This window comes from Flavobacterium palustre, from assembly GCF_014639535.1.
In the GTDB taxonomy this organism is placed as follows: domain Bacteria; phylum Bacteroidota; class Bacteroidia; order Flavobacteriales; family Flavobacteriaceae; genus Flavobacterium; species Flavobacterium palustre.
Map to the genome: position 1 here is coordinate 917562 of NZ_BMGA01000001.1, position 18269 is coordinate 935830.

Below are 18269 nucleotides of genomic sequence, written 5' to 3' on the forward strand. Positions count from 1 at the left end.
ATTATTTAATAATCGTTACAGATCCTTTTCTTGTTTGGCCATCTTTTGTGGTAATTATGTAATAATATACCGGATTTACATTTTTGAAGTTAGTTGCATTTTCCGGCCAATTATTTTGATAATTATTTGTTCTGAGAACGATTTCTCCAATAGCGCTAATTATTAAAACTTCTGTTTCGGTTCCGCTGGTATATTCCTGAGGTATAATCCAGGTGTCATTCACTCCGTCATTATTAGGGCTAATTAAATTAGGAATTTCGGTAGCATTAGAATTCATTAAAGCTTGAACTGTAAAAGTTAATTCTTCAGAGGAAACACAGCCCGATGTTTGTGAAACAACTACTTTATAATTTCCGATTGTATTTACATCATAGTTGCTTCCGTTTGCATTAGGTATAATGGTGTTGTTTAAATACCATTTGTATTCCGGATTAGAAGCAGATGATGTTACAGATACTGATAAAGTTTCTCCTGATTCAGTATCTATATAGTTTGTAGCAGGAATATTAATGCTGCTGCTAAAAGAGTTAGTTTTTAAATCTATAGAAGCATTGGCAACACAACCGCCATAATTAACAGTTACACTGTAGAGTCCGGACTGATTCGTAATGTAACTTTGATTGGTTGCTCCGGATATAATTTTGTTGTCTTTGTACCATTGATAACTGTTTCCGATAACTGTGGTTAGAGTTGTACTGCCTTGATTAGAACAAAATGGATTTCCTAAACTGGATGTAATTGTGGTGCTGGTTCCGCTGGTTGCTTCATTTACGGTTACTTTATTCGAATAGGAATCAGACGTGCAGGAGCCATAATTGGTTTTTACATAGTAGGTTCCGGGCTGATTTACAGTGAGCGTTTGTCCTGTTGCAATGGGAGTCAAACTCGGTTCTTTGTACCAATTGTATGTTAAAGACGGATATTTTAAAGGGGAATCATTGGTTCCCGTACCTGGATTGTCAATAGTTAGCAGATAACTTCCGCCGGCACAATAAGTAGCTATTGATTTAAAATTATTTATGGTGAATTGTGAATCCTGAATTTTATAATAGGCGGAAAAAGCCAATGAATTAGAACTACTGGCTACCGGACCAGTACTTTTTATGCGTATTTTATATTGTTCTCCGGCTGTATTTGTTGGAACTGAAAAAGATATTGTGGCTGGAGAAGTGGTAACAGCTCCGGGATTAGTAGTGGCGAGTACTGTTGGGTTGCTGAAAAAGCCAGTTGCATCAGAAAGTTCTACAATGAATTGATTTGTAGGGCTTAATGATGCAGGCGATGAAAAGGTAAAACTTACACTAAAGTTGTTAAAAGATGCATTGGCACAAATTTGACTAAATTGCAAAGAAGGATTACCAATAGAGAATTGTGCGTAAACACTGCTTCTCGACGGTAAAAGAAATAATATGAAACAGAAAAAAAAGATTGGGGTAATTTTGTTCATATTCTTTGCAGTTTTTAGTTATACTACTCAACTACATTAAGAGTTATAGTAACGGGTTTATGCCTTAAAAATATTAATCATCATTAGAAGCGGTAATATTTCCAATACGCAATCTATAGTCTGGGATTTTTTCGTTAGCAAAATCGATGAATGTATCTGCGTTGTTGCCTTTGGAATAAACATTGAAAAAAATGCTGTTTCCATACCAGTTTTCTAAATCTTCATTGTTTTCATTGAATTCTGTGAAAATATTTCCTTTACATGAATTAAAATACATTGCTTCAAAACGTATTTTTTGTAAATTTTCCTGGTTAACAGCAATTTTGTCGCTCAGTATTACAGCTGGATTAAATCCGGATATTACTGTTTTTTCGAAATTAATTGCGGCATTTTCGCCTATGTAAATAGCTTCTTTAATTAAGCCGGACTGTATGTCGGTTTCTATATTGTTGCTGTTGTTTATTAGGGTTAAATTAGAAGCAGTAACCAGGGTTTGATTTTTAGAAAAATCTACTTCTTCTTTTTTGTCATAAGAAGCAACATTAATACATCTGGCACCTAAACTACTGGTTAAATACGAAGTACGGATGGCTAATGAATTGCTGATTTTACATTGTGTACCGTAGTTGAATTTATAATCATCCCTGTTGCATTTGAAAGACACCATTTTTTTTAATTTTAGGTCGCCTCCAAATATTTCAAAAGAATCTCCGGCAGCATAACTTACCATAATGTTTTCAAGAATGGTCTTGTTGCCCACACCTGCTAATAATAAGCCATTAAAATTTTCCTCTCCGCTTACTTTTTTTCCTGCAAATTCAATTCTGACAAATTTTAAAACTCCGGAATTACTCTCTGCGTTGTTGCCACCATAATTAGTTAACGAAGTGTCTAGTCCTAAATTTACTGATGCAGAATTTCCAAACTTATTGATAGGAGCATCCCCCAGAATTATTAATCCTCCCCAGTCTCCGGCTTTTTTAATGCTTTTATTTGAAGTAAAAACAATTGGATCCGTCTCAAGTCCATCGGCAATTATTGTAGCTCCTTTTGTGATAATCAAAGCGGCATTCGATTGAGAGTCACTAATAATAGTTGTTCCGGGTTCTATTGTTAATGTTGCATTATTGGTAACATAGACATTTCCCTGGAGTATGTATTTGTTCTTTTTAATCAACTTGGTATTTACAGAAATAATACCTGTTAAAATCTGATTAGCTTCGCCATAATCTACTTTATTTGGTCTGAATTCTGTCCAGTTATTTAGCCAATTATTTGAACCAGTTATTCCTTTTTCCTGTTGTGCGTTTGCCCCTAAAACTACCAAAAGAAATATGCTTAAAATTTGGGATACACTTTTCATGGGATTTAAAGTTTAAATGATTAAATTAATTGTTGTAAAATTGGGGCTTGTAGCTTGTTATGAGGCTTTTCGTGATTTTGTAATTTTGTGCATATATTGTTTTTAATTACATTTCATTGAATTCATGTAATGATTTTAAGGTGTTTTCGTAGAATAAAATAGCCGCTATTAGGTTTTTTGTATCTGAATAAGGGGTCATTTTTCTTTGAAAAGCAACTGTAGTATTTAGAAAATCATTGGTGATTTCTTCCTGTTCAGTTAATACTTTTTTGTTATCATTATCATTAGGAATTCCTAAATCGGTTAATGTTACTCCTGGTTTTGTTGCCAATGCTATATAAGGCAATGTTTTTACAAGAACGTTTATACGTTCAATGTACAATTCTAATAATTCTCCTTTTTTTAAGTTTTGTAGTTCTTTTAAATCATAATACTTTCTTATTGTTGCCGTAGTACTAATGATACTTTGGTTCGTTTTTTTGTCTTGAGCTGAGACAATATTCATAGCTACGAAAAAAAACAGGCAGAAAAAAAAGGCTTTACTTTTCATAAAATAGGATTAAAATTAATAATGATAAACAAAAATATACAATTACTGCTTTAAAATCTTGTTTTTAATTATAAAAAGATTACAAAACTTGAAAAAAAATGTATTTTGTCGGATAAATTTGTATTTTAAACGACATTTTAAGTTCTGTGTGCCTTGAGAAGTCCTTTGAAATGGTGTTTGTTACTAATTTTTTGATAATGAATTACGTTTTAAGTAATGAATTTTAATTTATTAATAATTATCTTATTTTGTTGTAAAATAGCGTGTTACTTTGTAAAAAAATAATCGTCTGACGGCTTTTTTAAGGCAGTGTTTTGGGAGTATAATAATTAGTTTTTCTTTTTTGTTCGGAACAATCTAATTATTGAGGTAAAAATCATTTTTATTGCGGTATTCGCCAGGCGTTAGACTAACTATTTGTTTGAATATTTTTGAAAAGTGCGGTAAATTAGAAAATCCGGTATCCAGTGCAATTTCTAAAAGACTTTTAGTGGTTGTGGCAATAAGATATTGCGCCCGTTCTATTTTTTTTTCATGAATGTAGTTTAAAGGACGTTGTCCGGTATGAAGTTGAAATTGTTTTGAAAAATAATCCTGATTTTGATTCACTCTTTGGGCTAATTCGGCAACCGTTAGGTTTTTGTCTAAATGAAGCTGAATGTAGCTCATGCTGTCCAGAATTTTTGAAGGTGTGCTTTGCGGAGCATTTTGTTTGAAATTTTTATCGTTCAAAAATCTGGAAATTAGTAAAAGCAGGATTCCTTGATTTTCAAATTTCAGGTGCGTTTTCATAGTGTCATTAAGCGAACGGTACTCTTTGTAAAAAGCCTCTTTTTCGTATTCTTTCGGATTGTCTGATCGGTTAATTCCTCTTCCGGGATTGCCCTGAAGCATTTTTTGGATTAGAATAATGTCAGTTTCATTTGCGGCTAATTTTATTACATTTCTATTTTGGTTAAAAAGTGAAATTCCATCTGGGGATTCTTCGAAAAACTGGATGAAATATTGGCTTAGATATTCTTCACAATTCAAATTACAAATTGTAAAACTTGGGATAAGATATAAGTAGCCGGGTTCCAAAATTATTTTTTCTGAATTAGTCGATATGGTTCCTAATCCTTCATCAATATAATACAAGCGGTAGTAAGGGCTAATTACATTGTTGAAATTCCATTTGTGGTTAAGTTTCACATAATCAATGTGTAATAAAGAAAAAGAATGTTTGAAAACATTTTTAGGCATAATGATATAAAAAGATGAAAAAATCGTTTTTGTATAATAAAAAATCGTTTTTGAATAAAATTTATGTCTTCATGTAGATTTACATTTGTTTAAAAATAAAGTCTAAAAAAAACTAATAATCAAAAATATAGATAAAATACGTAGTTTAAAAATACTTGTTAGTTTGTTTTGTTGCTTTATTAAGGTTTTTATAAAAAATTAAAAATCGGAAATATATAAATAGATTCTAAATTGTAAAAAATGGAAAGAAGAAACGCTTTGAAATTAGGGATATCAGCATTAGCTGGACTCTATTTGTCGCCAATGTTAGGTTATTCGAAAATTTTAAATACCCCAGCTTTCAAAGGACCATTTGAACCAACATGGGATTCACTCGAAAAATATCAGGTTCCGGATTGGTTTCGTGATGCAAAATTCGGGATGTGGGCACATTGGGGACCTCAGTGTGAACCTGAAGCAGGAGACTGGTACGGAAGAGGGATGTATGAAGAAGGTTCAAGGCAGTATAAATACCATTTGGAAAAGTATGGACATCCATCAAAATTTGGATTCAAAGATGTAATCAATGTTTGGAAAGCTGATCAATGGAATCCGGAAGAATTGGTGAATTTATATAAAGATTCCGGAGCCAAATATTTTATGGCGATGGCCAATCATCATGATAATTTGGATTTGTACGATAGCAAATACCAACCACAATGGAATTCGACTAAAGTAGGTCCTAAAAAAGATATCATTGCCGGATGGGAAAAAGCTGCTCGTAAAGCAGGATTGCCTTTTGCGGTGAGTGTACATGCGGCTCATGCCTGGAATTGGTTTGATACTGCTCAAGGAGCGGATAAAAACGGTCCTTTGGCTGGAGTGCCTTATGATGGAAAGCTAACTAAAGCAGATGGAAAAGGAACTTGGTGGGAAGGTTTAGACCCTCAGGATTTGTATGCGCAAAATCATGAATTAAGTGCGAAACCATCCGGAAATTCATCTGTTCATAGTCAATGGGACTGGGGAGATGGAGCTTCTGTGCCAACCAAAGACTATTGTGAAAAATTCCACGACAGAACAATAGATCTGATTGAGAAATACAATCCAGATATGATTTACTTTGATGATACCGCATTTCCATTATGGCCTGTGAGTGATGCCGGTTTACGTATAGCAGCTCATATGTATAATAAAAGTCTGCAAAAAAATAAAACGGTTCAGGCAGTTATTACGGGTAAAATTCTAACCGAACAACAACGTAAAACGATGGTTTGGGATATTGAAAAAGGACAAAGTAACAATATCGAACCTTTGCCTTGGCAAACGGATACCTGCATTGGAAACTGGCATTACGACAGAAGGCTGTATAACGACAAACGTTATAAATCAGCCAAAACTGTCATTCATACACTAATTGATGTCGTGAGTAAAAACGGAAATCTGATGTTGAATATTCCAGTTCGCGGAGATGGTAGCATTGATGAATTGGAACGCGAAATTGTAAAAGAAATTGGTGTTTGGATGAAACTGAACAGCAAAAGCATTTATGGTACGCGTCCCTGGAAAATATTTGGTGAAGGTCCGCAGCAGGCAAGTGCCGGAGCTTTAACCGCTCAGGGTTTCAACGAAGGAAAAGGAAAACCTTATACAGCCGAAGATATTCGTTTTGCTCAAAAAGACAAAAAACTGTATGCTACCGTAATGGCCTGGCCGGAGAATGGCGTGGCTGCTATAAAAAGTTTAGGGAAATCTAATCCACATCATATTGAAAAAATCAGACGGATAAAATTAGTGAGTACAGGAGAAAAATTGAAGTTTAAACAAACTGAACAGGGTCTTGAGGTGTATTTCCCAAGTCAAAAACCGGAGGCTTCTTATGCTAATGCTTTGGAGATTGTTTCATAATTAAATTTCAAATTCATTTTTTAATCACAAAACCGAATAAGGAACAATGAAATGCATTAGTTTAATCGTATGTCTATTTATTTCAAGTATTTTTTCAATAAATGCTCAGGAAATTTTGTCGCCAAATAAAAAAATTAAGGTGATTGTTACTGCTGATAATACCTCTTTTGGACAAGTATATTTTAAGATTTTGTATAAAAACAAAACGGAATATGTCGAAGTATTACCCAATTCTCCAATGGGAATTACCAGAGAGGATCAGCAGTTTACGGATAATCTAAAATTCATTGGTGAATCACAATCAAAAGAGGTGAACCAAAAATATGAAATGATTTCCGGTAAGCGAAAACTGTGTACAAATTTGGGTAATGAGAAGACTTTTCAATATGTAAATTCGAATAATAAACCCCTAAATATTGTTTTTAGGGTTTATAATGATGGTGTTGCATTTCGTTATGAATTCACCGACAAAACGAATTCATTAGTAAATGTCATTGATGAAACTACTACTTATGTTTTTCCTTCGAATACTAATCGTTGGTTACAAGAGTTCATAGATTCTTATGAAGGATTTTTTCCTTTTTCAGATAGCGGCAAAACAGATAATAAAAAACAGGAATGGGGATTTCCTGCCTTGTTTAAGGTAAATAATAATCCTGTTTGGATGTTGATTTCTGAAGCTAATATTACAGCAAATAATTGTGCTGCCAGATTGAGTAATTTGAAGAATCCAAATGAGTACAAAGTGACTTATCCTTCGCCAAGAGATGATTTTAAGCAAACTGGAGTTAAAACAACTTTACCTTGGAATTCACAATGGCATACTTTAATCATTGGTGAATTGTCTGATGTAGTCGAATCGACTTTAATTACCGATGTTAGTGAACCAAATCAGTTAAAAGAAACCAATTGGATAAAACCGGGAGCCGTTTCCTGGAATTATTGGGCTAATAATCACGGATCAAAAGACTATAAAAAGGTCGCAGAATATACTGACTTAGCTGTCGTAATGAAATGGCCTTATACTTTGATTGACTGGGAATGGGACGTGATGAGCAACGGTGGAAATTTGGTTGATGCTGTAAATTATGCCAAAAGCAAAGGAATTAAAACTTTGATGTGGTATAATTCAGGCACATCTTGGCTTGAACCAACTCCTAATGACCGTATGTTAACAGCTGAAAAAAGAGCTAAAGAATTGGCTTGGCTTAAAGAAATTGGAGTGTATGGTATCAAAGTTGATTTTTTTAATGGCGATCAACAAGATATGATGAAATATTATATTGATATTTTAAAAGATGCTGCAAAATACCAGATAATGGTTAATTTTCATGGGGCAACAGCTCCGCGAGGATGGGCTAGAACCTATCCCAATTTGATGACAACTGAAGCAGTTTACGGTGCGGAATGGTATAACAATAAACCAACACTTACCAATAAGGCTGCGGCACATAATGCGACGCTTCCTTTTACCCGAAATGTTATTGGTTCAATGGATTATACTCCGGTAACTTTTTCAAATTCGCAGCATCCTCATATTACTTCTTATGCGCATGAACTGGCTTTGTCGGTGGTTTTTGAATCCGGTTTTCAGCATTTTGCGGATAGACCTGAAGCATATAATAATTTGCCAAAAGAGCCTAAAGAATTCCTAAAAAATGTTCCTGTAACTTGGGATGAGACCAAACTTTTGGATGGATATCCCGGAGAGAAAGTTATTATGGCTCGAAAAAAAGGAAATCAAAGGTATTTAGGGGGACTTAATGGTAAGGATGAAAAACAAACATTAAAAATTGATTTTGGTTTTTTAGATAAGGCTGATTATAAATTAAAGCTCATCAAGGATGGAGTAAACGACAAATCATTTGCTGTTGAAGTAATAAAAGTAAAAAGAGGGGATGTTGTAAATGTGGAATGTCTTCCAAGAGGCGGATTTGTAGCTGTTTTGGAAAAATAAATGTAGTAAAATTGAATTTTATGAATGCAAAGAGATTGTGTTATGTCTGTGATTTAGTTGATGATCCAAAACTGATAGAAGAATATAAACGGTATCATGCTAAGGAAAATGCCTGGCCTGAAATTACTAAAAGCATCAGGGATTCCGGAATTATTGATTTGGAAATTTACATATTGGCAAATCGCTTGTTTATGATTATGGAAGTGGATGAAACTTTTACTCCGGAACGTAAACAAATGATGGATGCGGCGAACCCAAAAGTTCAGGAATGGGAAAAATTAATGTGGCAATTTCAGCTGGCACCACCGGGAGCAAAAGAAGGTGAAAAATGGCTGCCGATGGAGCAGATTTATAAATTGCCTTAAATTAATAACTCCTGATAATTTTATTATTTTTTTCTATTTTTAAACCAAACTTTTTTATGTATATTTTTCAAAAAAACAAACCAAACCAATTAAAAATTGTTTCGTTAATTGCTATCCAGATTTTATTTATTCCTTTTTCTGATGCGCAAAACAAAACCGATTCTAATACACAAAACCTAAAATTATGGTACGACAAACCTTCGGAGAAATGGGTGGAAGCTTTGCCGGTAGGAAACGGAAAAATTGGTGCCATGATATTTGGCGGTGTCGAAGAAGAATTGCTACAACTCAACGAAAGTACATTGTGGAGCGGCGGCCCTGTAAAAACGAATGTCAATCCGGAATCCAGTAGTTTTTTACCCAAAATCAGAGAAGCTTTATTTCAGGATGAAGATTATTCGAAAGCCAATCAGCTTACACGAAAAATGCAAGGATTGTATTCACAGTCGTACTTGCCTTTAGGAGATATTATTATCAAACAGGATTTCAATAATGCAAAACCTACTGCTTACTACCGTGATTTAGATATTCAGAACGCAATTGCAACCACAAAATTCACCATTAACGGTGTTGAGTACATTCGGGAAATTTTCACTTCTGCGCCGGATAATGTAATGTTGGTTCGAATTTCGGCCAACCAAAAAGCAGCTCTTAATTTTTCTATTTCTTCGAAAAGTTTATTGAAATATACCACTTCAGCGAAAGATGACAACGAACTTATTGTTAGCGGAAAAGCGCCTGCTAATGTAAATCCGTCTTATTATAATCCGAAAGGAAAAGAACCAATTACTTATGAAGATCCTAGCGGATGCGATGGAATGCGTTATCAATACCGTATTAAAGCAATTAATCAGGGCGGAAGTGTTTCAGTAAATAATTCGGAAATTACAATTAAAAATGCCAGCGAAGTGGTACTTTATATCGCTGCAGCAACCAGTTTTAACGGATATGATAAATGTCCGGATAAAGATGGAAAAGACGAAAATAAAATTGCTTCAGAACGAATTAATAAAGCGATTAAAAAAACGTATGCTCAATTATTTAGTAAACATACAACTGATTACAAAAAGTATTTTGACAGAGTTTCTTTTGCTGTAAAAGATACGGTCAATAATCCGGCTAAAACTAAATTAGCTTCTAACGAAAGATTGAAAGCCTACTCTGATGGTGCTTATGATCCTGAAATAGAGACTTTGTATTTTCAGTACGGAAGATATTTGCTTATTTCTTCATCTCGTCCAGGCGGGCCTCCGGCTAACTTACAAGGAATTTGGAACCAAAAACTTCGTGCACCATGGAGTTCAAATTATACAATTAACATAAACACTCAGATGAATTATTGGCCGGCAGAAGTAACGAACCTGTCTGAAATGCACCAACCACTTTTAGACTGGATTCAAAATCTGGCTAAAACCGGAAAAGTTACTGCACGTGAATTTTATAATGCCAATGGTTGGGTAGCACATCACAATTCTGACCTTTGGGCATTGAGTAATCCTGTTGGTGATAAAGGCGATGGAGATCCTGTTTGGGCGAACTGGTGGATGGGCGGAAACTGGCTTTCACAGCATCTTTACGAACATTACCGTTTTACAGGAGACAAAAAATTTCTTGCTGAAAAAGCCTATCCGGTTATGAAAGAAGCTGCATTATTTTCTTTAGACTGGTTGGTTGAGGACAAAAATGGCTATTTGGTTACTGCTCCTTCGACTTCTCCTGAAAATAAATTTAAAGACAAACAAGGAAAAGAACAATCTGTATCTGTTGCTACCACGATGGATATGTCTATCATCAGAGATTTATTTGATAATTTAATTGAAGCATCTGAAACTTTAGGAACTGATAAATCTTTTAGAGAACTTTTAATTGCAAAACGAGCGAAGCTATATCCTTTGCAAATTGGTAAAAACGGAACATTAATGGAATGGTACAAGGATTTCGAAGAAACAGATATTCACCATCGTCATGCTTCTCATCTGTTTGGTTTGCATCCGGGAAGAGAAATAACTCCTTTAACAACCAACTTTTTTAATGCTGCCAAAAAATCGCTTGAAGTTCGCGGAGATGAAGGAACGGGCTGGAGTAAAGGATGGAAAATTAACTGGTGGGCAAGATTGCAAGACGGCGATCACGCTTATAACCTGATCAGACAGCTTTTAAATTATGTTGATGCGTCAAGTGGTAATTCACGTGCCGGAGGTACGTATCCTAACTTTTTTGATGCACATCCGCCATTTCAAATTGATGGAAATTTTGCAGGAACTGCTGGTATGGCTGAAATGCTTTTGCAAAGTCAATCCAATTATATTCAATTATTGCCTGCCTTACCTAAAGCCTGGAGCGAAGGTCAAGTAAAAGGACTTGTTGCCAGAGGTGGATTTGAAATAGCTATGAATTGGGCCAAACAACAGTTAAACAATGCAACTGTAAAATCATTAAACGGAACCGAATGTATTATCAGAACTAACGTTCCTGTAAAAATCAAAAATTCAAATATCGTTTCACAAAAAGCAGATAACGGATATCAAATTTCGTTCAAAACAACTAAAGGTAAAACTTATAAAATAGAAAAATTATAACGAGTTATTAATATAATTTTCTGTGAATTAATGCTTTATTTGTAAAAAAACCTATTGTTGCTTTTTACAGTTTGCAATAGGTTTTTGTTTTACATTAAAAATAATAAGCTAGTGTAGCTGCCGTGAAAAAAATATCTTTTCCGGTACTTACCTCTTTTAAATAACTTCCTGCTTTGAACCAGGTTGCTTCAATCTTTAGCGAAAACCATTTTTGAATATCATAATCTATCGATGCTCCTAATTGTGAACCAATATATCTTTGCGTAGAATTTGCTGAAGAATAAATCAAAGTTGTATTTGGCTGATAAATCCCATCACTTTTACTAAAACGCCAAAAGAAATCATAATCTGCGGCAAAACTCATTCTATCATTGATTGCTAATTCAATCGAAGGATGAATATCATATAGATTTGATGGTCCTAAAATAGCAGCCAAACCAAAATAGGCGCCACGTGGAAATAACGGATTGAAGGTTTGAAGCTTATTGTCATCAGTAGATTTATCTCCCGAAATTAACTCCGTTTTTAAGCCTAATTTAGGTTTGAATTTTAATTGGTTAAACTGATAATTCGTATATAACGAAGCGGTCCAGGCCTGAATGGATTGATTTTCTATTGATCCGAATTGGTAAACCGTTTCAAAATCATAATTCCAGTTTTTGTTTTTACTCCAGATTCGGGTTCCAATGGAATGTCTTTTTTCTTCTCCGGAAATACTGTTGAATGAAGCTGTTTTTTTATCTAATCCTAAATAATATAAATCAATATTTTGAATCAGCGGGATTTTATTAATTACATTGTTAACACCGTAAAATATAGTGTTTGGGTTCAATCGGTCATTAAAGTTTCCAAAAGTATTTTTTACAAACTGGCTGTAAAATACATCACTTTTTAGATTTTTATGTTTCCAAATCATTTTGACAGCATCAAAAGCTTGTCGGCTGTTTGGACCTTCACGCACAGCAACCAAACGCTGCGATCCGTACATAAATTCCTGTCTTCCTACTCTGAAAGTAAAATCATTTTCATTCAATTGGAAGTTAAAATCCATAAAAAGCTGGTGAATATCCAGTTCGTTTTTGTCAACCGGACTCGGATCAATTCGACTAATTGCGGTGCTGCTTTGAATTTGTGCAAACAGTCGAAAGCTTTTTTTATATTTTGTATCCAAATGAAAAAGAGCTCTGTTTAATAAAAATCCATCAGAATCATTTGGCACATCGCCCCAATTTTCATTGTTGAAATATTGATATTGGGAACGTAATTCTCCTCCTAAAGACAACTTTAAATTCTCATCTTTTGTCAATGGAATATATTTTATTCTGTCTAAAAATGTGCTGTCAGAATCATTTTCGATTTTAGAATAATCTTCGTCGTAGCGTAGTGATTTAAAATCCAGACGGTTTTGTGCTAATCCAAATTGAATTGTAATAAGAAACAGGAGAATTAGTTTTTTCATGATTTTTTCTGTCAAATGAAAGTGTTATCCAATTTGATGATGAATTGAATTATTAAGATTAGTTTTTTTGGTATCCGCCAAAGAAATTTATTGGAGACCAATCCGGAATTGCTTTTGGAAGCGGATTTATTAATCCTTTAAAAATACTGTCAGCATAAACAATTTGTCCGTTTACAACTGTCAAATCAGAAGTTATATCCAGTATTTTTTCATCGGCTGTACTAAAATAATCATCCGATAAGATAGCAAAATCTGCAAGATAATTTTCTTTTAATATTCCTCTGTCGCTTTCCAGTTTTACCAGTTTTGCACTTCCTTGTGTATACAATTTCAATGCAGATGTTCGGTCTAAAATATTTCTCTCGCCCTGATGTTTTGTTCCTCCAACAGTTCTTCCGGTAGACAACCAATACAAACCAATCCACGGATTGTAGGAGCTAACGCGGGTTGCATCAGAACCCATTCCAACCGGAATTCCCATTTCAATCATATCTTTTACCGGAGGTGTGTTTTCAGCAGCTTTTTTACCATATCTTTTAATAAATGCTTCACCCTGAAAAGCCATTCGGTGTTGAATTGCAATTCCGCCGCCTAAGTTTTTTACTCTTTTTAAATTTTCAACTGTAATAGTTTCAGCGTGATCAAAAAACCATGTTAAACCGTTTAAAGGAGTTTCTTTATTTACTTCTTCAATTACATTTAAAAATCGTGTAATGGTTTCGTTGTAAGTAGCATGAATTCTAAATGGCCATTTGTTTTTAACCAATTTACTTAAAACTTCTTTCATTTGTCCTTCCATTGCAGGAGATAATTCAGGTCTTGGTTTTTCGAAATTTTCAAAATCTGCCGCTGATGCTACAAGACTTTCTCCGCCACCCTGAACATGATATTCCAAATGATCTCCGTGATCATCGTCGTGACTGCCAATTTCTACTTCGCTAATCCATTTGGTAAAATCATTTAGTTCCTGCCCCGGTTTTTGCGGATAAAGATAAAATGGCAAACGAACCGTAAGTTTGTTTTCAGAAGCTAATTTTCCGGTAATTCCGTAATCATCCGGATAATTTTGAAATCCGCCGCCTGCATCCATCACAGCAGTAACTCCAAAGCGGTTGTTTTCTGTCAAAAATTGTTGGGTCGAATTGATTTTTTCTTCAGCAGATAATTCCGGAAGTTTAGCAATATTCGAATATAAAATATAAGCATTAGGCTCTGCAACCAATAATCCGGTTGGATTTCCCTGTATGTCTTTTTCAATAAGACCGCCATTAGGATTTGGGGTATTTCCGTCAATTTTTAATTTGGCTAATCCTGCTTTGTTTAAATAAGCATGACCGTATAAATGAAGGATAAATGCCGGAACATTTCCAGTTGCTTCATTGATTTCTGCTAATGTTGGTAATCTTTTTTCTTCAAACTGATAAGCGTTCCATCCCCCAATTACGCGAACCCATTGTCCATCAGGAGTTCTTTGTGCTTGTTCTTTTAACATTTGCAATGCACGTTTTAGCGAACGAACACCGTCCCAACGCAATTCAGTGTTAAAAAATCTTCCACCGCGAATTACATGCGAATGACTGTCAAATAATCCGGGAATAATAGTTTTTCCTTTAGCGTCAACTACTTTTGTTTGAGCTGATTTTAATTTTAAAATAGTTTCATTTTTGCCCAATTTTAAAATTTTACCATCGCTTACCGCTAAAGCTTGTACAATAGAATTTTGATTGTCCAGAGTATGAATTTTGGCATTAAAAATAATAAGTGAAGGAGTTGTCTTTTTTTGTGAGAAAGCTAAACCACTTAATATTGTAAGTAGTAAAGTGATTATTTTAGTTCTTGTTTTCATTTTTAGCTATTTTATAAAAAAGGCGGACATGAAGTCCGCCTTCAGGGTTTTATTTAGTGTTTTAACATTTCCCTTGCGTATTGGATTCCAATACCGTAAGCCCCACCGTATTTTACAGCTAAATCGTTAACAGCTTTGTAAGTTTCTTTTCTAGACCAGTCTCTTTGTAATTCTAATAAATATTGTAAAGATGTAATAGGTTTTGCGCCTACCTGCACCATTCTTGTAATTGCCTGATTGTGCGCTTCTGTAGAAATATCGCCACTTGCATCTGTGATTACATACACTTCATATCCTTCGCTTATTGCAGATAATGTTGGTCCTACAATACAAACACTTGTCCATAAACCTGCAAAAACAATCTTCTTTTTACCTTTTTCGGTAATTGCTTTGTGAGCGTTTACGTCTTCCCAGGTATTCATTGTTGTTCTGTCAATATATTTTGTTCTGTCTGGATAGGCTTCTAAAATTTCCGGAAAAACAGGGCCGCTAAAAGAGTGTTCAGCAACGGTTGTTACCACAGTAGGTACATTGAAAATTTTTGATGCACCGGCAACTAAGCCTGTATTGTTTCTTAAATCGATAGCATCGATACTTTTTGTAGCAAATGCCATTTGACCTTCATGATCTATTAACACCAAAGTATGGTTTGTAGGGTTTAATAAGTTTGGACTTGGTTTTTGAGCAAATGCTGATAAAGACGTTACAGCTAAAACTAGGGATAAGATTATTTTTTTCATGTTGTTAAAATTTAAAATTGTTGTTAATTATTATTTGTTTATAAATTGAGTTTGAGAAGCTAGCTTTTCCCGTACACACTTTCATTTTTGTTGCTTGTTCTGTTTTGTTTTATTCCAGAACAAGAATGTTTTTATTCTTATTGAAAATTCTGTTTTTTATCATTCTTATTTTCAAAATCCAAAATTAGTTGATGAGTTGTTGTTTGAAACTTAATCTAGATTATGAAATAAAAATCCGTTTAATTTTTTGTTAATCTATTTTTTGTTTTTCATCATTCACATTTTCAAAATCCAAAATTAGTTGGTTGCTTGTTGATTAAAACTTAACCTAGATTATGAAATGAATTCTGCTTAGAATTGATGTTTTTTCCAATTGTCAAAATATTGTTTTTATCATTCCTAATTTCTAAATCCAAAATTAGTTGGTTAGCATTTGTTTTAAACTTAATCTAGATTATGAAATAAAACTAGGATAGTATGATGCGTTTTTTCAGATGAAAATGCTAAGATCATTTTACTCTATTAGACCAGAAACTTTATAATCTAAAATTTTAGACTTATCCATTTTCTGCTATCTTTGCCTTATGCAATTTTCTGAAATTTTAGGGCAGGAACACATTAAAAACCATTTGAGCCGAAGCGCTGATTTGGGACGAATTCCCCACGCACAATTGTTTGTAGGTCCCGAAGGTAGTGGGACTTTAGCCATGGCCATTGCTTATGCGCAATACATTTTGTGTGGTAATCAAAACGGGGAAAACAATGGAGAAAATCATGCCTGTAACATAAAGTTTCAAAAACTGTCTCATCCCGATTTGCATTTTGCTTATCCTACCGTTACCACCGATGAGGTAAAGAAAAATCCTAAGAGTATTGATTTTATTGCCGACTGGAGGGAGTTTGTACTTCAAAATCCCTATGGAGGCTTGTTTGACTGGTATGCCGTTTTAGGGGTGCAAAACAAGCAGGGAGAAATTCGTGTTGATGATGCTCAGGAAATCCTGAAATCACTCTCTTTAAAAGCTTATGAAGGCGGTTATAAAATCATGATTGTCTGGATGGCTGATAAATTGAATATCGCCGCTTCCAATAAATTACTGAAATTACTGGAAGAACCACCTGAAAAAACAATATTTATTCTGATTTCCGAAAATGAAGAAGATATCATTCAAACCATTCGTTCGCGTTGCCAGGTATTGCATTTTAATGGTTTGAGTGAAGCGGTTATTGCTGAAGCTTTGGTTGCCCGTGAACAAATTGATTTAAAATTAGCAACAAAATTAGCCCATCAGGCACAGGGAAATTTCAATGCGGCTTTGCATTTATTGCATGATAATGACGAGGAACATCCGTTTGAACAATGGTTTGTAACCTGGGTTCGTGCGGCTTTTAAAGCCAAAAAAGATGCAGCAGCTATTCAGGATTTGATTCTTTGGAGTGAAAAAATTGCTGCTTTGGGAAGAGAAGCCCAAAAGAAATTCTTGCAGTTCTGTATGGAAATGTTCCGTCAGGCATTGTTGATTAATTACGAAACGCCAACTTTAGTATATTTCGAACCAAAAGTCGATAAATTCAAGTTGGAAAATTTTGCCCCATTTGTCAATGGTAACAATATTCAGGATATCTTTAAAGAACTTTCGGATGCCATGTACCATATTGAGCGCAACGGAAATGCTAAAATAATTTTAACCGATTTATCAATCAAACTCACACGTTTAATTCACAAAAAATAACGATTATGAATAATCCGGCTTCGCTTTTATTGCTTGTATTTTTCGGAATTACCTTTTTGCAGTCCAGTTACGAAAAATTGTTTTATTGGGAAGATAATGTAAACTGGTTAAAAGAGCATTTTGCGAAAACCAGATTGAAAAACCACGTGAAATTAGCCTTAATCAATTTGGTTGTAATGGAACTGATTTCGACTATTTTGTGTTTTGTGGGTTGCATCGAATTATTAGTAAATAAGGGAAGACTTTTTGGTTATTACGGGGCGTTATTTTCGGCGATTACTTTGTTGATGATGCTTTTTGGCCAGCGATTAGCCAAGGATTACGATGGTGCCAGAACCATCGTTATTTATTTTATTCCTGCAGTAATGGCGGTGTATTGGTTGAGTTAGGCAATGTCAATGACAAAAATCAATGACAATTGCAATATCAATTTCAATAATAAAATCTAGAATCAGATGACTCCAAAACATCCTTCAGAATCTTTAACTGTTTTGACTGATTTGGTTTTGCCAAGTGAGACCAATCATATTAATAATCTTTTTGGAGGTGAATTATTAGCCCGAATGGATCGCGCGGCCAGTATTGCGGCGCAGCGTCATTCGAGAAATATTTCGGTTACGGCTTCGGTGAATCATGTGGCTTTTACTAAAGCGATTTTACTGGGAAGTGTGGTAACTATTGAGGCTAAGGTTTCCAGAGCGTTTAAAACTTCGATGGAGGTTTATATTGATGTTTGGGTTGAAGACAGGAACTCGGGAGTTAAAACCAAGGCTAATGAGGCCATTTATACTTTTGTTGCCGTTGACGAAAAAGGAACGCCCGTAGAAGTTGCCCAAATCATTCCTGAAACCGATTTAGAAAAACAACGGTATGATGCGGCTTTAAGACGCAAACAGCTGAGTTTGGTATTGGCAGGAAAAATGAAACCCGAAGAAGCTACGGAGCTGAAAGCATTGTTTATGTAAACTTTGTTTTTTTTGGTTATAAAATCTTTTTAAACGAAAAATTTGCATCAAAAAAAGAAGTATTTTTACGAACACAAAAAATGATATGTAATAGGAATTAGAGGAAGCAAATAGCTTTTTTTAATTTCTACTAGCT

14 protein-coding genes are annotated in these 18269 nt (G+C 34.5%); 7 read left to right on the plus strand and 7 right to left on the minus strand.

The window, feature by feature from the left end; all coding sequences use genetic code 11:
- Position 1: 1 nt before the first annotated feature.
- The 4 genes from IEV84_RS03710 to IEV84_RS03725 all read right to left on the minus strand — a co-directional run bounded on the left by IEV84_RS03710 (position 2) and on the right by IEV84_RS03725 (position 4602).
- Complete coding sequence (locus tag IEV84_RS03710) at positions 2 to 1447, minus strand: T9SS type B sorting domain-containing protein (protein ID WP_188492530.1); 1446 nt, start codon at positions 1445 to 1447, stop codon at positions 2 to 4.
- A gap of 73 nt (positions 1448 to 1520) precedes the next feature.
- Positions 1521 to 2810: a beta-helix domain-containing protein gene (locus IEV84_RS03715; protein ID WP_188492532.1), complete on the minus strand. Its 1290-nt coding sequence runs from the start codon at positions 2808 to 2810 to the stop codon at positions 1521 to 1523.
- 106 nt (positions 2811 to 2916) lie between these two features.
- Positions 2917 to 3360, minus strand: coding sequence for a hypothetical protein (locus IEV84_RS03720; protein WP_188492534.1), 444 nt, complete (start codon positions 3358 to 3360; stop codon positions 2917 to 2919).
- Positions 3361 to 3717: 357 nt separating this feature from the next.
- Positions 3718 to 4602 carry a helix-turn-helix domain-containing protein gene (locus IEV84_RS03725; RefSeq protein WP_188492536.1) on the minus strand — a complete coding sequence of 295 codons (885 nt, stop codon included), beginning with the start codon at positions 4600 to 4602 and terminating at the stop codon, positions 3718 to 3720.
- Positions 4603 to 4842: 240 nt separating this feature from the next.
- Here IEV84_RS03725 and IEV84_RS03730 point away from each other — a divergent pair, with 240 nt between their 5' ends.
- From IEV84_RS03730 to IEV84_RS03745, 4 genes are read left to right on the plus strand one after another with little or no spacing between them, the layout of a single operon-like run.
- Complete coding sequence (locus IEV84_RS03730; protein ID WP_188492538.1) at positions 4843 to 6489, plus strand: alpha-L-fucosidase; 1647 nt, start codon at positions 4843 to 4845, stop codon at positions 6487 to 6489.
- Positions 6490 to 6535: 46 nt separating this feature from the next.
- A complete protein-coding gene (locus tag IEV84_RS03735; protein ID WP_188492539.1) occupies positions 6536 to 8446 on the plus strand; it encodes a glycoside hydrolase family 97 protein in 1911 nt (636 codons plus the stop codon).
- A gap of 20 nt (positions 8447 to 8466) precedes the next feature.
- A complete protein-coding gene (locus IEV84_RS03740; protein WP_188492541.1) occupies positions 8467 to 8811 on the plus strand; it encodes an L-rhamnose mutarotase in 345 nt (114 codons plus the stop codon).
- Between the two features lie 56 nt (positions 8812 to 8867).
- Positions 8868 to 11390: a glycoside hydrolase family 95 protein gene (locus IEV84_RS03745; RefSeq protein ID WP_188492543.1), complete on the plus strand. Its 2523-nt coding sequence runs from the start codon at positions 8868 to 8870 to the stop codon at positions 11388 to 11390.
- 94 nt (positions 11391 to 11484) lie between these two features.
- On the opposite strand, the gene IEV84_RS03750 is transcribed toward IEV84_RS03745, so the two are convergent.
- From IEV84_RS03750 to IEV84_RS03760, 3 genes are read right to left on the minus strand one after another with little or no spacing between them, the layout of a single operon-like run.
- Positions 11485 to 12849, minus strand: coding sequence for an alginate export family protein (locus IEV84_RS03750; protein ID WP_188492545.1), 1365 nt, complete (start codon positions 12847 to 12849; stop codon positions 11485 to 11487).
- A 58-nt stretch (positions 12850 to 12907) separates the two neighbouring features.
- Positions 12908 to 14695, minus strand: a complete 1788-nt coding sequence (locus IEV84_RS03755) for an amidohydrolase (protein WP_188492547.1) — start codon at positions 14693 to 14695, stop codon at positions 12908 to 12910.
- A gap of 53 nt (positions 14696 to 14748) precedes the next feature.
- On the minus strand, positions 14749 to 15435 hold the full coding sequence (locus IEV84_RS03760) for a hydrolase (protein ID WP_188492549.1): 687 nt from the start codon (positions 15433 to 15435) through the stop codon (positions 14749 to 14751).
- Positions 15436 to 16019: 584 nt separating this feature from the next.
- On the opposite strand from IEV84_RS03760, the gene IEV84_RS03765 reads away from it, so the two are divergent.
- From IEV84_RS03765 to IEV84_RS03775, 3 genes are all read left to right on the plus strand, one after another.
- Positions 16020 to 17168 (plus strand): DNA polymerase III subunit, encoded by a 1149-nt coding sequence (locus tag IEV84_RS03765; protein WP_188492551.1) that lies wholly within the window; start codon positions 16020 to 16022, stop codon positions 17166 to 17168.
- 5 nt (positions 17169 to 17173) lie between these two features.
- Positions 17174 to 17557, plus strand: coding sequence for a DoxX family protein (locus IEV84_RS03770; protein ID WP_188492553.1), 384 nt, complete (start codon positions 17174 to 17176; stop codon positions 17555 to 17557).
- Between the two features lie 66 nt (positions 17558 to 17623).
- Positions 17624 to 18133 (plus strand): acyl-CoA thioesterase, encoded by a 510-nt coding sequence (locus IEV84_RS03775; protein ID WP_188492555.1) that lies wholly within the window; start codon positions 17624 to 17626, stop codon positions 18131 to 18133.
- Positions 18134 to 18269: the final 136 nt, after the last annotated feature.

Bases quoted from the DNA above. Each gene is read 5' to 3' on its own strand.
- IEV84_RS03725 (WP_188492536.1), bottom strand. From the start codon at position 4,602: ATGCCTAAAAATGTTTTCAAACATTCTTTTTCTTTATTACACATTGAT.
- IEV84_RS03715 (WP_188492532.1), bottom strand. From the start codon at position 2,810: ATGAAAAGTGTATCCCAAATTTTAAGCATATTTCTTTTGGTAGTTTTA.
- IEV84_RS03720 (WP_188492534.1), bottom strand. From the start codon at position 3,360: ATGAAAAGTAAAGCCTTTTTTTTCTGCCTGTTTTTTTTCGTAGCTATG.
- IEV84_RS03775 (WP_188492555.1), top strand. From the start codon at position 17,624: ATGACTCCAAAACATCCTTCAGAATCTTTAACTGTTTTGACTGATTTG.
- IEV84_RS03735 (WP_188492539.1), top strand. From the start codon at position 6,536: ATGAAATGCATTAGTTTAATCGTATGTCTATTTATTTCAAGTATTTTT.
- IEV84_RS03745 (WP_188492543.1), top strand. From the start codon at position 8,868: ATGTATATTTTTCAAAAAAACAAACCAAACCAATTAAAAATTGTTTCG.
- IEV84_RS03710 (WP_188492530.1), bottom strand. From the start codon at position 1,447: ATGAACAAAATTACCCCAATCTTTTTTTTCTGTTTCATATTATTTCTT.
- IEV84_RS03765 (WP_188492551.1), top strand. From the start codon at position 16,020: ATGCAATTTTCTGAAATTTTAGGGCAGGAACACATTAAAAACCATTTG.
- IEV84_RS03755 (WP_188492547.1), bottom strand. From the start codon at position 14,695: ATGAAAACAAGAACTAAAATAATCACTTTACTACTTACAATATTAAGT.
- IEV84_RS03760 (WP_188492549.1), bottom strand. From the start codon at position 15,435: ATGAAAAAAATAATCTTATCCCTAGTTTTAGCTGTAACGTCTTTATCA.
- IEV84_RS03730 (WP_188492538.1), top strand. From the start codon at position 4,843: ATGGAAAGAAGAAACGCTTTGAAATTAGGGATATCAGCATTAGCTGGA.
- IEV84_RS03770 (WP_188492553.1), top strand. From the start codon at position 17,174: ATGAATAATCCGGCTTCGCTTTTATTGCTTGTATTTTTCGGAATTACC.
- IEV84_RS03750 (WP_188492545.1), bottom strand. From the start codon at position 12,849: ATGAAAAAACTAATTCTCCTGTTTCTTATTACAATTCAATTTGGATTA.
- IEV84_RS03740 (WP_188492541.1), top strand. From the start codon at position 8,467: ATGAATGCAAAGAGATTGTGTTATGTCTGTGATTTAGTTGATGATCCA.